This window comes from Caballeronia sp. Sq4a, from assembly GCF_023170545.1.
Taxonomy (GTDB): Bacteria; Pseudomonadota; Gammaproteobacteria; order Burkholderiales; family Burkholderiaceae; genus Caballeronia.
This window is the reverse complement of record NZ_CP084250.1, coordinates 26992-42263: the sequence shown is the minus strand read 5'-3', so window position 1 is coordinate 42263 and position 15272 is coordinate 26992. Positions and strand designations below refer to the sequence as shown.

The window sequence follows — 15272 nt, the reverse complement described above, 5'->3', positions numbered from 1 at the left end:
GACGCGGGTTCGGCGGGCGTCGTTATCGAAACCGCGACGCTCACGGCCTAAACCGTGTGCTATAAAGCGGTCGTTAAAGCGGTCCAAACGGGGCCGCTGCCAGTTCCCAACCATATTGAGTCATGTCCAAAGCCCTGATCATCGCTGAGAAGCCCTCCGTCGCGAACGACATCGCGCGCGCGCTGGGCGGCTTCACCAAGCATGACGAGTATTACGAGAGCGACGACTACGTGCTCTCGTCCGCGGTCGGCCACCTGCTGGAAATTGCCGCGCCGGAGGAATACGACGTCAAGCGCGGCAAATGGAGCTTCGCGAATCTGCCGGTGATTCCGCCGCATTTCGACCTGAATCCCATCGCGAAGAGCGAATCGCGGCTGAAAGTGCTGACCAAGCTGCTGAAGCGCAAGGATATCGACCGGCTCATTAACGCATGCGACGCGGGGCGCGAGGGCGAGTTGATTTTCCGCCTCATCGCGCAGCACGCCAAAGCGAAGCAGCCTATCCAGCGTCTGTGGCTTCAGTCGATGACGCCCGCCGCCATCCGCGAAGGCTTCGCGAATCTGCGCAGCGACGCGGACATGCAGCCGCTCGCGGACGCCGCGCGTTGCCGCTCGGAGGCGGACTGGCTCGTCGGCATCAACGGCACGCGGGCGATGACCGCGTTCAACAGCAAGGGCGGCGGTTTCTTCCTGACGACCGTCGGCCGCGTTCAGACGCCAACGCTGTCGATCGTCGTCGAACGTGAAGAGAAGATTCGCCGTTTCGTGCCGCGCGACTACTGGGAAGTGCGGGCGGAATTCATCGCGGCGAAGGGCCTCTACGAAGGTCGCTGGTTCGACCCGAAGTTCAAGCGCGTCGAGAACGATCCCGAGCAGCGCGACTCGCGTCTGTGGAGTCTCGCGGCGGCGGAATCGGTCGTGGCTGCGTGCCGCGGCAAGACCGGCACGGTGACGGAAGAATCGAAGCCGTCCACGCAGATGTCGCCGCTGTTGTTCGACCTGACGAGCCTTCAGCGCGAAGCCAACAGCCGCTTCGGCTTCTCGGCGAAGAACACGCTCGGGCTCGCGCAGGCGCTGTATGAAAAGCACAAGGTCCTGACCTACCCGCGTACGGATTCGCGCGCGCTGCCAGAGGACTATCTGGGCACGGTCAAGGAAACGCTGACCATGCTCAAAGAGAGCAACAACTACTTGCCGTTCGCCAAGCAGGTGCTCGACAAGGGCTGGGTGAAGCCGAACAAGCGCATCTTCGACAACTCGAAGATCAGCGACCACTTCGCCATCATCCCGACGCTGCAAGCGCCCAAAGCGCTGTCCGAGCCCGAGCAGAAGCTGTATGACCTCGTCGTGAAGCGCTTCCTGTCGGTGTTCTTCCCGGCGGCGGAGTACCTCGTCACCACGCGCATCACCGAAGTCTCGGGGCATCACTTCAAGACCGAAGGCAAGGTGCTCGTGGAGCCGGGCTGGTTGCAGGTCTACGGCCGCGAAGCCGCAGGCGAGGAAGGCAATCTGGTGCCGGTGCAAAAGGGCGAAACGGTCGATGTCGAGAAGGTCGAGGCGCATGGGCTCGTGACCAAGCCGCCCGCGCGTTACAACGAGGCGTCGCTGCTTTCCGCGATGGAAGGCGCGGGCAAGCTCGTCGAGGACGAGGAATTGCGCGAGGCGATGGCCGCGAAGGGCCTGGGCACGCCGGCCACGCGCGCCGCCATCATCGAAGGGCTGCTCGGCGAGAAGTACATGGTGCGCGAGGGCCGCGAGCTGATTCCGACCGCCAAGGCGTTCCAGTTGATGACGCTCTTGCGCGGGCTCGGCGTCGAGGAACTGACCGCGCCGGAGTTGACCGGCGAATGGGAGCACAAGCTCTCGCAGATGGAACGCGGCAATCTGCATCGCGACGCGTTCATGCAGGAAATCGCGCGTATGACGCAGACCATCGTGAAGCGCGCGAAGGAATACGACTCCGACACGATCCCCGGCGATTACGCGACGCTGGAGACGCCGTGCCCGAATTGCGGCGCGCAGGTGAAGGAGAACTACCGGCGCTTTGCCTGTACGAAGTGCGAGTTTTCGATTTCGAAGATTCCGGGCGGGCGTCAGTTCGAGATCCCGGAAGTCGAGGAACTGCTGCGCGAGAAGACCATCGGTCCGCTGTCGGGTTTCCGCAGCAAGATGGGGCGTCCGTTCTCGGCCATCCTCAAGCTCGCGTTCGACGACGAGATCAAGAACTTCAAGCTGGAGTTCGATTTCGGTCAGGACACCGGCGGCGAGGACGGCGAACCGCCCGATTTCTCCGAGCAGACGCCGGTCGGCGCGTGTCCGAAGTGCCAGTCGCGCGTGTTCGAGCACGGCATGAGTTTCGTGTGCGAGAACTCGGTCGCGAATCCGAAGACTTGCGATTTCCGCTCGGGCAAAGTCATCCTGCAACAGGAGATCGCGCGCGAGCAGATGGAGAAGCTGCTGAACGAAGGCCGAACCGATTTGCTGACGAACTTCAAGTCGTCGCGGACGGGGCGCAACTTCAAGGCGTATCTGGTCAAGCAACCGGACGGCAAGATCGGCTTTGAATTCGAGAAGAAAGAGGCCAAGCCGGGCGCGAAGACAGCGGCCGCGAAGCGCGGCGCGACCGCCGATGCCCAGACCGACAGCGCGGACGAAGGCGATAGCGACGTCGCCGTAGCCGCGAAGACGACGCGGAAGGCGGCCACGAAGACGGTCGCGGCCAAGAAAGCCCCGGCAAAGAAAGCGGCGGCGAAAAAGTCGGCGGCGCGTAAAGCGAGTTAATCCGCCGCGCCGGCCTAAAAGCAAAAAAGCCCGCGAAGCGATTCGCGGGCTTTTTTTCGTCCGATGCGCGCTACGACGCGCGCAGCCGATCAGAACGGCGACGCTGCCGGCACGCGCCCTCGCGTTCGCGAAGGCTTCGCCAGCTTCGGGCCCAGTTCGCCGTCCATCGAGCGGGAACGCGGCGCGGGCGGCGGCGCTTTGGCTTCATCGGCGTGAGCGTAGTGAGCTTCCGCGCTGCTCGCGGCCGCCGGCTTGCCAATGCCATCCCGAATCCACTGCTCGCCGAGCTGATGATTCGGCGTCTGGCTGAAGTGCTCGACGAGATGATCGATGAACGTGCGAACTTTCGCGGGCAAGTGCCGCCGGCTCGGATACGCGACGTTGATTTCGACTTGCGGCAACTGATAGTCGCCGAGCAGGCGCACCAGTTGATTGCGGTTCATGTCGTTGCCGATCAAATAGCTCGGCAAGATCGCGATGCCCATGCCGAGCAACGCGAACTGCCGCAGCATTTCGGTATTGTTCGCGATGATCACATTCTGCGGACGCACGCGCACTTCGCCGTCCGGACCCGTGAACACGCGCTCGTCGCCCCAATACTCGGACGGCAGGCTGAGGCACGGATGCTCCAGCAGATGTTCCGGCCGCGTCGGCGTACCGTGCTTTTCGAGGTATTCGGGCGTCGCGCACACGGTCATGCAGCCCGTGGTCAGGCGTCGCGTCACGACGCTCGCGCTCTTCACCTGCCGCGCGATGACGATGCCGACATCGAACCCTTCTTCCACGAGATCGACCTGACGGTCCACCAGCGTCACGTCGGGCACGACTTTCGGATAGCGCTGCGCGTACGTCTGCAACACGGGCGCGAGGTTGTGCAGGCCGAACACGACCGGCGCGACGATGCGCAGCGAACCCAGCGGCTCGTGATTGCGCGCGACCACCATCTGTTCGACATCTTCGAGTTCATCGAGAATCTGGCGCGCCCGCTCCAGATACACCTGACCGGATTCCGTGAGCGAAAGGCTGCGCGTCGTGCGGTTGAGCAGACGCGTGCCGAGACGACTTTCCAGATCGGCGACGTGGCGCGTCGCCACCGCGTTCGAGATGTCCATCGCGCTTGCGGCCCGGGCAAAACTGCCGAGATCGGCCACGCGAACGAACACCTTCATCGACTGCAAATGATCCATGGGACAACTCCTGCCGCCACGCGGCTATAAATCCTGCTGCAAGGCAATTCAGAATTATCCTAGGACTCGAAGATTCGTGCAGAAGTTGCGGACGCGCCGTGGTTTTTGGAAAAAAATCGTGGAGAAACGCGTGGGCGGAGAAAGATGACCGTTCGGTCATCTTCTTGAAGGGAACACGCCCGGCAGCGTCAGTCACCGGGCGATGCAACGCAGAGACGATCAGGCAGCGAGACGCTTTTCCATGTCCGCCTTGGCTTCCGGAAGCGCGTCCGGCAGCCCTTGCTGAAGCTTCGCGAACAACTCGTCATGCAGGGTGAGTTCGTCGCGCCACGCGGCGTCGTTCACCGAGATGACCTGCTGGAACTGCTCGCGCGTGAAATCGAGCGCGCCCCAGTCGATGTCTTCATAGCGCGGCGAGATGCCGAACGCGTGTTCCTCGCCGCTCGCCGTGCCTTCGATGCGTCCGACCATCCAGTTCAGCACGCGCATGTTCTCGCCGAAGCCTGGCCACACGAACTTGCCGTCCTCGCCCTTGCGGAACCAGTTGACGCAGAAGAACTTCGGCGGCTTCGCGTTCTGCGCTTGCAGGCGCTCGCCCATCTTGAGCCAATGGCCGAAGTAGTCGCTCATGTTGTAGCCGCAGAACGGCAGCATCGCAAACGGATCGCGGCGCACGACGCCCTGCTGGCCCGCCGCGGCGGCCGTGGTTTCGGAGCCCATCGTCGCGGCCATGTAGACGCCTTCCTTCCAGTCGCGCGCTTCGGTCACGAGCGGCACCGTGTTCGAGCGCCGTCCGCCGAAGACGAACGCGTCGATCGGCACGCCGGCCGGGTTCTCCCAGTCCGGATCGATCGACGGACACTGCGACGCGGGCGCCGTAAACCGCGCGTTCGGGTGCGCGGCCTTCGCGCCGGTCTCCTTCGCGATTTGCGGCGTCCAGTCGCGGCCCTGCCAGTCGATCAGATGCGCGGGCGGCGCGTCTGTCATGCCTTCCCACCAGACGTCGCCGTCGTCGGTCAGCGCGACGTTGGTGAAGATCACGTTCTCCTTGAGCGTCGCCATCGCGTTGAAGTTGGTTTTTTCGCTCGTGCCCGGCGCGACGCCGAAATAGCCCGCTTCCGGGTTGATCGCGTAGAGACGGCCGTCGCGGCCCGGCTTGATCCACGCGATATCGTCGCCGATGGTTGTCACTTTCCAGCCGTTGAGGTCGGAAGGCGGAATCAGCATCGCGAAGTTGGTCTTGCCGCACGCGGACGGGAATGCCGCCGCGACGTGGTACTTGCGCCCTTGCGGCGACGTGACGCCCAAAATCAGCATGTGCTCGGCGAGCCAGCCCTCGTCGCGGCCCATGGTCGATGCAATGCGCAGCGCGAAGCACTTCTTGCCGAGCAGCGCGTTGCCGCCGTAGCCGGAGCCGAAGCTCCAGATCTCGCGCGATTCGGGGAAATGAACGATGTACTTCGTGTCGTTGCACGGCCACGGCACGTCCTTGCGACCGTCCGCGAGCGGCGCGCCGACCGAGTGAACGCACGGCACGAACTCGCCGTCCGCGCCGAGCACGTCGTACACCTCGCGGCCCATGCGCGTCATGATCCGCATGTTCGTGACGACGTACGGACTATCCGACAGTTCCACGCCGATATGCGCGATAGGCGAGCCCAGTGGACCCATCGAAAACGGCACGACGTACATCGTGCGGCCGCGCATGGCGCCGTCGAAGAGGCCGTCGAGCGTCGTGCGCATTTCCTGCGGATCGATCCAGTTGTTCGTCGGGCCGGCGTCTTCGCGACGCTGCGAGCAGATGAACGTGCGGTCCTCGACGCGCGCCACGTCCGACGGATCGGAGCACGCGAGATACGAGTTCGGGCGTTTTTCGGGATTGAGCTTCTTCATGGTGCCGGCGGCGACCATCTGTGCGCAGAGCCGGTCGTATTCCTCCTGCGAGCCGTCGCACCAGACGATGCGTTCCGGCTTGGTGAGCGCCGCGACGCGTTGAACCCATTCGATCAGTCTTGCGTGCCGGACGTAGGCCGGCGCTTCGACGTCGATGGCATTGTTATTGTTTTGTTCGACTACTGCGGGCTGGTTCATCGAGCTGTCTCCGTTCTTCTGCAATGAAAAACCGTGCGCCCGGACGCTGCGTGCGAGAGGCGTTTCGACGGGACCGCGGGCGCTTCACACAAGCGCGCTCACGCAAATGCGGTCGACCAGCCGAGTGCGGCGTCCTCGGGGCGTGACTCTTGCTGACCTTCGGGCGCTTCCTGCCGTGGCTTGCGCCGCAAAGGAACAAACTGTTAAAAAGAGATACTAATCGGCCTGTCCCCTTGCTGATTACCGTGTTTTCCGCAATGGGCGCCGCGATTTTCGCTTTTCGACGCGGACCTTTATCCGCCGCCGATTGAGGGGAATCAAGCGGGAATCAAGCATAACACCGCATGGCAGCGAGACATTGACGCTGCGCATAAAGCACAGGTTTCGGCGGATTAGCACGGATTTATCGGTAATTACCCGAAGTTAATCCGCGCTTCCTTCAATCGCCGGTTAGACGACGCAGCAGGTTTAATGCCCAACAATACGCAATCACATTCCATGAAAATCGCCATTCTCGACGACTACCAGGACGCCGTCCGGAAGCTCGACTGCTTCCATCTGCTCGATGACCATGAGGTGAAGGTCTTCAATAACACGGTGCGTGGGCTCGGACAGTTGGCTAGCAGACTGTCGGAAGTGGACGCGCTGGTGCTCATTCGCGAACGCACGCGCATTAGCTCGCAGTTGCTCGATAAATGCCCGAAGTTGCGCATGATTAGTCAGACCGGCCGCGCGGGCGGCGGCCACATCGACATCGACGCGTGTACGGAGCGCGGAATCGCGGTACTGGAAGGAACCGGTTCACCCGTCGCGCCGGCCGAACTGACGTGGGCGCTCATCATGGCGGCGCAGCGGCGCATTCCGCAGTACGTCGCGAACCTGAAGCAGGGCGCGTGGCAACAGTCGGGATTGAAGACGTCCGCGCTGCCGCCGAACTTCGGGCTCGGGCAAGTGCTGCGCGGCCAGACGCTCGGCATCTGGGGCTACGGAAAGATCGGCAGGCTCGTGGCGGGCTACGGCAAGGCGTTCGGCATGAACGTGCTCGTCTACGGCCGCGAGCACTCGCAGGAGGCGGCGCGCGAGGACGGCGTGGCGATCGCGGAAAGCCGTGAGATGTTGTTCGAGCAGAGCGACGTGCTCACCGTGCATTTGCGTCTGAACGACGAAACGCGCGCCATCGTCAAGACGGACGATCTCATGCGCATGAAACCGACCGCGCTTTTCGTCAACACGAGCCGCGCCGAACTGCTCGAAGAGAACGCGCTGCTGAATTCGCTGCATCACAACCGGCCAGGCATGGTCGCGGTGGACGTCTACGAAAGCGAGCCGATTCTGCAAGGCTACGGGCTCTTGCGCATGGAAAACGTGATCTGCACGCCGCACATCGGCTATGTGGAGCGCGAAAGCTACGAGCTTTATTTCAGCGCGGCGTTCAAGAACATTCTCGCGTTCGATGCCGGCGATATGTCGAGCGTGGCGAATCCGGAGGCGCTTCAGCACGCGCGCCGCCGTTGACGTTCAGAGCGTCGACACGTCGATAGCCGGCTCGCAGCGCACCGGGAAATTCACCGAATTCGCGATGAAGCAGTTCCGGTGCGCTTCCTCATGCAGCCGCGCGGCGAGCGCCGCGTCGCCGCCCGCGCCGATGGTCACTTTCGGGCGCAGCAGCACATCGACGAAGCGCCCGCTGCCGCCCGGCTCTTCCTGCATCGTGCCGATGGCTTCATCGACATAGCCGGTGACGACGACCTTGTTCGTCGCGCACAGGTGCAGATACCAGAGCATGTGGCACGACGAGAGCGACGCCACGAACAACTCCTCCGGATTGTGACGCGCGGCGTCGCCGCGAAACGCCGGATCGCTCGATGCCTCGATTGCGGGCTTCGTGCCGACCCGCACGAGATGATCGCGCGAGTACGCGTCGTAGGCGGACGTGCCGGAGCCGAGATCGCCGGTCCACGCGACGGTCAGTTCATAGCGATGCAGCTTCGACACGGCATGCCTCCATGCACACTCAGGCGAGATGCGACGCGGCGTCAAGAAGACGCGGCAGGCGTTCCAGGAAGTCTTCGCCGTCCGCGCGACCCAGGTCGTAAGCATGCTCCATCTGCGACGGGCTCGTATAGTCCCAGCTCGAAATCGGCACCTTACGCGACGGCTGCACGTAAAGACGCCGCTGCTCGCCGTGCGGCACGACGAACGTGCGCTCGCGCGGATACAGCCGCGTGACCATCACGAGCACCATGCCCGGCGACGCGTCGAGCGCGGAAACCGGCACGTTGTCGACCATGCCGCCGTCGAGCACCGGACGCCCGTTGCGACGCAGGATCGGCGTGAACGGCGGCGTGCTCGACGATTGCAGAATGAGGTCGGCCAGGTCTTCGATCGTCGCGCATTCCTGCGCCGTCACGAACTCGGGATGGAAGCCGAGCGCCTGACCGAGCGTCGGATGCAGCGTCTTGCGCACGTATTTTTCGATGTTATAGGCGATCAGGCCCGCCGCGACGGCGCTGCGCGCGCCGAGCCAGCGCGGCAGATGCGACACGCCGATGCGAATTTCCGGCGCCGATGCCAGTTCGTGGAAGCGATCCGCGAAGATGTCGAGCAGCGCCTGCCGGTAGATGCGGTAATGCGGAAACACCGACTGGCGCCGCAACAGATTGCCCCAGTAAGCGTTCTTCGTGTTGCCGCGTAGGACGTCCGCGTAATAGCGCATGACCCAGCGCGCGTCGTTGGTGTAGAGCATGCAGGCGGTGGCCGCGCCCGCCGAGATGCCCGCGATGATCCGCGGCCGCAGGTCCAGCTCCGGCTGCACGACGTTCCAGAATCCGGCTTGCCACCAGCAGCGGTTGCCGCCGCCGGCGAATACGACTTGATCGAACATTGCTTACTGGTCTTTGTTGATGAGCGCGTAGGTGGTCGTGGCGTGAGCGGCGAGCTCGCCTTTGTCGTCGTGCATGTCGATTTCGCCGAAGACGAGATTGCGCCCGCGCCGCATGACGCGCGCCGTGACGAGCACGTCGCCGGACTTCACCGGGCGCATGAACGTGGTGTTGAGCGAGACGGTGGTCATCGGCGAGAAACCGCCCATGACGTGCGATATGGCGACGACCATCGCGGTATCCGCGGCGGCCATGAACACCTGACCGCAGATGACGCCGCCCGCGTGCCGCACATGGTCCGAGTACGGCAGACGCAGCGTGACGGAGTCGGTCCCGATGGCTTCGGGCGCAAGCGACAACTCGCGGACCCACGGCGCGAGAATGCTGTCCAGCAACGCGCGGATGGCGGCTTCGTCCATGTCTTCCTGTTCCGTGATGAGTTGACGAATCGAACGATGGTTCGGCGATGCGTCATGATAACGGCTGTTGTGGCGCGCGATGTTCGGCGGGCGGCTTGTTGCGGCGTCGAATTTTCGCGCGGGGGGCTTGCGCTTTTCGAAATTTTGCCGCTATAATTTCGCTTCTGTTGGGGCGTTAGCTCAGTTGGTAGAGCAGCGGACTCTTAATCCGTAGGTCGAGTGTTCGAGTCACTCACGCCCCACCAAGGAAATCAAGCACTTAGCCCGGTCATAGCGACCGGGCTTTTTGCTTTCTGGGTTCCATGTAACCGCCATGTAACCGATTTCGTGAGCTGCCCGCAAGGGCTACCGCCACACCGCACCCGAAAGCCGAGAGGCCGTCTAGATTGCATGCGTGACCTCAAACCGGTTCGCGCGGGCATCGCGTCGCCGTCGGCGCTTGATTGTTGCGTAACGAATTGAAAGACAGCGTTCGCCGTACCGGCCCACGCGCGGGAACTTCAGACGTACCCCCTGTCGATCGCTCCGCCAGCGCATCTTCCCCTTCGCCAGTTATTCTGATAGCTTCGTTCGCTTATCCGGCCCGTCGAACGAAGGCCAGGAAGGTAAAAATTAACCAAGGTTGGAATCATGCAGGTAATCAAACGGATCGGGAGCGGTGGCTTCGGTAACGTAGATCTTATCCAAGACCCCGCCGGCAATCAGTTCGCAAGAAAGACGTTTAGCGTCAACCAACCCGGGAATTTCGGGCCAGCGTTAGTCGAGAACGTCAAGAAGCGGTTCATCCGTGAAGCCGACGTGCAGGCGGCACTGGCTCATAGGAACATCATGCCAGTCGTGCAAAAGGAGCTGGCTCTGGATCCGCCTTCCTTCATCATGCCTCTCGCCGCATCGTCTCTAGACAGAGACATGTCTGTGGACCGAACCCTTGGCGGCCAAGCGATACACGCGCTGATGGATATCTTAGCCGGACTCGAAGAACTTCATTCATACGGAATCACCCATCGCGACCTAAAACCGCAAAATGTATTGCGACTATCGTCGAACGATGGCGATAGATATGTCATCAGTGATTTTGGTCTGATGTCCATCAAAGACACGCAGCTGTCGGTCCTTACACAAACCGGCATGCGGATGGGCTCGGACTATTACACCGCCCCGGAGATCGTCGCGGATTTGCGGATGGCATCCCCCGCATCGGACATCTACTCTGTCGGATGCATTCTGCACGACATGTTCGGCACGGGGCAGCGGATTCCATGCAACGAAATCCGTGATGCCGGTTTCTATGCGGACGTCATGAGCATCTGCACTCGTCGCGACCCAAGGCGGCGATTCGGCACCGTGTCGAACTTGCGCGATGCCATTCTTTCTCTGGGCGCCGCAGGACACACCGCGACCGAACAGCAGGTGACTGACTTCATGGCCTTGCTTGCGTCTAACACCCCTATCGACGGAGCTACTTGGGAACGTATAGTGGGGAAGGTCGAACATCTCTATCCGTCAAGCGATGCACGCGCACTTTTGAACGTCGTTAGTCTGCAAAGAATTAACGAACTGATCGCATGTGCACCGCAGCTCGCCGCCCGGTTCGGTATGGTCTACACCACGTGGGCGAAAGAAACGGCGTTTGATTTCGACGTCTGCGATGGCATCGCGAACCGTTTGGAAGCATTGCTAGCGGTTGCGGACATTGCTTGTCAGGCAGAAGTCGTGCTTGCGATGCTTTTCATGGGAACATCGCATAATCGCTGGTACGTGGAAAGGAAATTCGCGAGCTTAGCATCGCCGACTATGCCGCTTGGCGTCGCGAAGCGCGTCGCGATGGAGCTGCGCGTGTCTAATAGACAAGCATGCAGCGCGATTTCCCACTGGGAACGGTCAATCAATGCCAGCCGGTCGAGTTTGCATCCGCTCATCCTCGAAACGCTGAATCAGGTTTGTTGATGCCACGCACCTTTTCCTGCAGTAACAAGGGTCCTCGGTCGGAAAACCAGGACTCGTTTTGCGTTGAATCTGTAGAAGGCCGTTTCATCCTGGCCGTCGCTGACGGCGTGGGCGGGAACAAAGGAGGCGAGGTCGCGTCTCGCTACACTATCGCGACCTTGCTAGAGGGCGTACATGCTGGAAGGAGCTTGCTGGATACTGTCGACGCAGCGCACTCAGGGCTTCTCAATAAGGCGGACCAGTCGCCCGAACTCGACGGCATGGCAACGACGTTGACCGCCGTCATTTGCGATAGCACGTTGATCTCAGGCGTGCATTGTGGCGACTCGCGCGCGTACGTTTTGCGGGGCAACGGGTTAAAGCAATTAACCGAGGATCATACGGAGGTTGCGCGCCTATACGCCGAAGGAAAGTTGACGAAAGAAGAAGCTCTACATTATCCCCGAAAGAACGTGCTCAGCAGCGCGGTCGGCACCCATCGCGAATTGATTAAGCAATCTTTTACTTTCAACATCGAGCGGGGCGACCGCCTTCTTTTAATGACGGACGGTGTGTACGAAGCATTCTCCAAACGGGAAATCCAGGCGCGTTCCGCTGAAGAAGGCGATTTCGACAATTTTTGTCGTCGTCTCATGCTAGAGCTGGAGGAACGGGGCGCGACGGACAATTTTACGCTCGTCGGAATCGAGTTCGATTAACGCCCGCCGTGTTCGCGGCCGTTGCCGTATAGCCGATTGCCAGGCGGTCGTGCAACGTTGAGTCCCAGCGGGTGGCCGCTTTGCCCTCGATGCCAGTTGTATCTCGCGCGGTCGCAGCAACGTGTGCACAGGCCGATGCTGCGTCCGCGAGCCTCGCTGCACCAAGCAACGGCCGGATCACTTTGCAAGAAAAGGTCGTGGAGTTCTAGCTCGCCATCACTTCGATGAGGTCGGGTTCTGCCGGACGGAAGTGTGCGTGTCCGCCCTTACACGAGCGCGCGCGTAGCGTGTAACTGTTGATCTCCTCGTCCGAGCTTTCCGCTCCTCGTCGGTCCAATACGCCGGCCGTTCGGCTGCCGCACCCAGTAGCAACCGCTCCAGCGCTCGGCCGCCGCATTCGCCCGGCCGCCGTTCGGCCGCAAGCAACGCTGCAAGGTCGCCGCACACCCACACCGATAGGCGCTTGAATCCCTCCGCCCGCAGTCGGGCCTTGTGCCGCTCCAACCGAGCGGCGTTTGTCGATGCCATAACCTACCCCGTCAGAATGCAGGAAAAGCGCCCACTGACCGGCCGCGTAGAAATGACGCAAAGGACACAAGAGACGCAGTTGCGTCTCTTGTGTCCAGCCGATAGCAACGCCGAAAGGACGCAAAGACGCAGCCGCCCTTTAGGGCGGCGTCTTTGCGTCTCGGCTTTGGGTTCATTTTTCCCAAACCCATCCATCGAACTCCGCGTAGTGCTGCCCCTCGATCAGTGAGTCGAGCGCTCGCGCGGCGTATTGTCTACGGCGGCGCCGCTCGCACGTCATCTCGCTTGCGAGGGCCGTCACTGCCTCATCTTTTCGCACGCAGGGACGCCCGGCAGGTGCGCCCGCCTTACCGTGGTGCTCAGAAACGAACAAGAGCAGTTGCATCGCCTCATGCACGACCCTTTGCGTCGCTCCCTTCGGCGCTTGCGGGCCGCCCTGTGCCGGGCCGTTGGCGGGCTCGACTACGCAGGACGTGACGGCCTCGCCGTCCTCGCATTCGCCAAGATCGACCAACTGGAGTCGGAACGGATTGGACGCGCCGTCTTCATCATCTTTGCTCTTTGCTACACACCATTCGCGGCGGTCGCCGTCGCGCTTCACTTCAATAGCCGCATCGAGCGCCGCAAACAGACTACTATGGCCGCGTAGGCCCTTCGCCGCGTCTTTGCCGGTGTGATGCACGACTAGCACCGCCCCGCCGTTCTCGCGCTGAATTTCCTTACACGCCTCGATTAGTGTGCCCATGTCCGCGCTCGCGTTTTCATCGGCGCCGGGCGCGGCGCGGTTCAACGTGTCGATTACGATCAAGCCTTCGCGTAAGCCGGCCGCTGAAATGGCTGCGCAAAGGGCGTCAACGTCAGCCGCGCTCCGCAGGTCGAGCGGCTGCGTAATAAACCCCATCCGCTCAGGCACCGTGCGGCCGTGATGCTTGCTCCATGCATTGATGCGCTTTCCCATACCGGCCGCACCTTCAAGGCACACATACAACACTGGCGCGGCGTCGACGCGCCGCTCAAACCACTCCTCGCCACCTGCGATCGCCGCGCACAGATCGAGTGCGAGAAATGATTTGCCCGACCCTGAGGGGCCGTAAAGCGCAGCCAAGCCCGACGCCGGTAGGACGCCGCGCACACGCCAGCGAAGCGGCGGCGCGTTCGCTAAATCATCGGCCGACAGCACCCGATACCGTTCAACGTCCGTTTCGAGGGTGTCTCGCGGCTTCGCCGGATGAGTCCATCCCGCTTCCTTTGCTTCGTGAAACAGCGTCGCCGCCGTTACGCGCACTGCCTTATCTTCCTTGAACGAATTCCATGCGACGGCGCAATCATCCTCGGTCGTGTAATTCGAGCCGTTACGGCTCCACTCGTGGAACGCCTGGAAGGAGACGCCCGCATCCTTCGCGGCCATACCAAGTCGGATCCATGTGCCGCGATCGCATCCGGCATCAAGCCAGAATAGAGCGGAGAGAGCACGCGCCACTTCGTCCGGCTGCCGCGTGGAACCGTTCATAGGGCCGCTCGCGGGCTCACGACCGCAAACGTACATCCATTGCGGCAATTCCGGCACCGGCAGCGCCTCAAGCAGACTACAGCCCGCATGCCACCGATATGGCGTTCCGTTCGGGTGGATGCTCGGCGGCAACAAGCCATAGCCTTTATGCAGGAGATCGACGCCCGGGCCCGCCTTGCCGGGCAACTGGACCCCCTGGGGCGCGCGATAATAGCGATGCTCGCCGCCGCCGCCCGATGTTACGACGACTGGGGAGCGCAACAGACCGTAGTCCGCTTCAAGCTTCGAAAGGGTGTCGAAGCCGTTTGCCTTACCTTCGTGGCGGTCCACATCGACGACGACGAGCCCAGACGGGGCAAGACTGACGCCGATGTTCGCGTTCGGCACGGCGCCCCACCACCGTCTGATCGTCTCTGCGTCGCACGTCGCATCATCCTTGCCATTGGGCACAAGCACCCCGAGCGGCGCTTTGCCCTTCGGCTTCAGTGGGATCACCTGCAAGCCTCGCGCGGCATAGGCGAGCGCATGGTCGAGCATGGTTACCGGTTCCGGTTGCCGGCACCCCGCCGCGCCGTTATAATCTGCATAACGAATCATTGTCGTTTCAAGATAGAAATGAACCACCCCGGCCTCATGGCCGGGGTCTTTTTTTATTTGAACTTCATTCGCGTAAATGCACTCGGCGGGCGCTCGAATACGTGGTAGTCGTAGCGGTGCACGTTCTTTTCATCGATGTTCATGTCGAATGTGCAATTGGGGTCGCCGATACCGCAGCGCCTACACTCGTATCCGCAGATGAGCGCGGCGAGAATGAAAGCGCCGGTCGAGATGTAGGCGGTCAGACCGGTTTCTTTCCCCCAGTTCTCTGCGCAGTGTTTCAGGCGATACGAATGCGTTTTTTTGTCGACGGTCTTTCCGCGCTTGCAGAAGGTGAGCACGAACAGAACCGCCGTGCGCACCGCCTCATAGTCGAAGTCGCGGCTATTGGCGGGCGAACGCTGCGAGCACCAACCGCTAACGGCCAGTTGCGGATGCGTGCGCAGCACGATGGCCGCGCGCCGCCTGACTTCGCGCATTTCCGCCTCGCCTGATTCGAGAAGCTGGATGTCCCCGCTCATGCTACGGCTCCCGTCAATTGCTCAACAGCATCAATCGGCCACCAAAGGCGGCGATTTGGGAGCTTGATGGGGCGAACGCTGAAATATGCGCCGGTCTGGCTGTAACGCTTGC

The 15272-nt window shown here is 61.9% G+C and carries 11 protein-coding genes and 1 tRNA gene; 5 read left to right on the top strand and 7 right to left on the bottom strand.

The features are described 5' to 3' along the window. The first annotated feature begins 122 nt into the window (after positions 1 to 122). Entirely contained in the window at positions 123 to 2780 is a 2658-nt protein-coding gene (locus LDZ24_RS00160) for a DNA topoisomerase III (protein ID WP_248320853.1), read from the top strand. Positions 2781 to 2869: 89 nt separating this feature from the next. Here the strand turns inward: LDZ24_RS00160 and LDZ24_RS00155 are convergent, their stop codons facing one another. Further along, positions 2870 to 3967: a LysR family transcriptional regulator gene (locus LDZ24_RS00155; protein WP_175938889.1), complete on the bottom strand. Its 1098-nt coding sequence runs from the start codon at positions 3965 to 3967 to the stop codon at positions 2870 to 2872. 219 nt (positions 3968 to 4186) lie between these two features. Continuing rightward, positions 4187 to 6058 (bottom strand): phosphoenolpyruvate carboxykinase (GTP), encoded by a 1872-nt coding sequence (locus LDZ24_RS00150; protein WP_248320852.1) that lies wholly within the window; start codon positions 6056 to 6058, stop codon positions 4187 to 4189. 498 nt (positions 6059 to 6556) lie between these two features. Between LDZ24_RS00150 and LDZ24_RS00145 the strand changes: the two genes are divergently transcribed. After that, positions 6557 to 7573: a D-2-hydroxyacid dehydrogenase family protein gene (locus LDZ24_RS00145; protein ID WP_175938885.1), complete on the top strand. Its 1017-nt coding sequence runs from the start codon at positions 6557 to 6559 to the stop codon at positions 7571 to 7573. Positions 7574 to 7576: 3 nt separating this feature from the next. Here LDZ24_RS00145 and LDZ24_RS00140 read toward each other — a convergent pair whose 3' ends face one another. From LDZ24_RS00140 to LDZ24_RS00130, 3 genes are read right to left on the bottom strand one after another with little or no spacing between them, the layout of a single operon-like run. After that, on the bottom strand, positions 7577 to 8053 hold the full coding sequence (locus LDZ24_RS00140; RefSeq protein WP_248320851.1) for an OsmC family protein: 477 nt from the start codon (positions 8051 to 8053) through the stop codon (positions 7577 to 7579). 19 nt (positions 8054 to 8072) lie between these two features. Then, positions 8073 to 8942: a patatin-like phospholipase family protein gene (locus LDZ24_RS00135; RefSeq protein WP_248320850.1), complete on the bottom strand. Its 870-nt coding sequence runs from the start codon at positions 8940 to 8942 to the stop codon at positions 8073 to 8075. A 3-nt stretch (positions 8943 to 8945) separates the two neighbouring features. Next, the gene (locus LDZ24_RS00130) at positions 8946 to 9359 is read right to left on the bottom strand and encodes a PaaI family thioesterase (protein ID WP_248320849.1); all 414 of its coding nucleotides are present in this window, start codon (positions 9357 to 9359) and stop codon (positions 8946 to 8948) included. Between the two features lie 169 nt (positions 9360 to 9528). Between LDZ24_RS00130 and LDZ24_RS00125 the strand changes: the two genes are divergently transcribed. The 3 genes from LDZ24_RS00125 (at position 9529) to LDZ24_RS00115 (ending at position 12004) form a co-directional block, all read left to right on the top strand. After that, positions 9529 to 9604: transfer RNA gene (locus LDZ24_RS00125), tRNA-Lys, on the top strand. A 385-nt stretch (positions 9605 to 9989) separates the two neighbouring features. After that, on the top strand, positions 9990 to 11306 hold the full coding sequence (locus LDZ24_RS00120) for a serine/threonine-protein kinase (protein WP_248320848.1): 1317 nt from the start codon (positions 9990 to 9992) through the stop codon (positions 11304 to 11306). Continuing rightward, complete coding sequence (locus LDZ24_RS00115; RefSeq protein WP_371747358.1) at positions 11213 to 12004, top strand: PP2C family serine/threonine-protein phosphatase; 792 nt, start codon at positions 11213 to 11215, stop codon at positions 12002 to 12004. The genes LDZ24_RS00120 and LDZ24_RS00115 overlap by 94 nt, the downstream gene beginning before the upstream one ends. Before the next feature lie 700 nt (positions 12005 to 12704). Here LDZ24_RS00115 and LDZ24_RS00110 read toward each other — a convergent pair. Further along, a complete protein-coding gene (locus LDZ24_RS00110; protein WP_248320846.1) occupies positions 12705 to 14666 on the bottom strand; it encodes an AAA family ATPase in 1962 nt (653 codons plus the stop codon). 26 nt (positions 14667 to 14692) lie between these two features. Further along, positions 14693 to 15160: a hypothetical protein gene (locus LDZ24_RS00105; protein ID WP_248320845.1), complete on the bottom strand. Its 468-nt coding sequence runs from the start codon at positions 15158 to 15160 to the stop codon at positions 14693 to 14695. Between the last annotated feature and the right edge of the window lie 112 nt (positions 15161 to 15272).

What these genes read in the sequence shown, in the direction of transcription:
- LDZ24_RS00160 (WP_248320853.1), top strand. Translation starts at nt 123, where the DNA reads ATGTCCAAAGCCCTGATCATCGCTGAGAAGCCCTCCGTCGCGAACGAC.
- LDZ24_RS00155 (WP_175938889.1), bottom strand. Translation starts at nt 3,967, where the DNA reads ATGGATCATTTGCAGTCGATGAAGGTGTTCGTTCGCGTGGCCGATCTC.
- LDZ24_RS00150 (WP_248320852.1), bottom strand. Translation starts at nt 6,058, where the DNA reads ATGAACCAGCCCGCAGTAGTCGAACAAAACAATAACAATGCCATCGAC.
- LDZ24_RS00145 (WP_175938885.1), top strand. Translation starts at nt 6,557, where the DNA reads ATGAAAATCGCCATTCTCGACGACTACCAGGACGCCGTCCGGAAGCTC.
- LDZ24_RS00135 (WP_248320850.1), bottom strand. Translation starts at nt 8,942, where the DNA reads ATGTTCGATCAAGTCGTATTCGCCGGCGGCGGCAACCGCTGCTGGTGG.
- LDZ24_RS00130 (WP_248320849.1), bottom strand. Translation starts at nt 9,359, where the DNA reads ATGGACGAAGCCGCCATCCGCGCGTTGCTGGACAGCATTCTCGCGCCG.
- LDZ24_RS00120 (WP_248320848.1), top strand. Translation starts at nt 9,990, where the DNA reads ATGCAGGTAATCAAACGGATCGGGAGCGGTGGCTTCGGTAACGTAGAT.
- LDZ24_RS00115 (WP_371747358.1), top strand. Translation starts at nt 11,213, where the DNA reads ATGCAGCGCGATTTCCCACTGGGAACGGTCAATCAATGCCAGCCGGTC.
- LDZ24_RS00105 (WP_248320845.1), bottom strand. Translation starts at nt 15,160, where the DNA reads ATGAGCGGGGACATCCAGCTTCTCGAATCAGGCGAGGCGGAAATGCGC.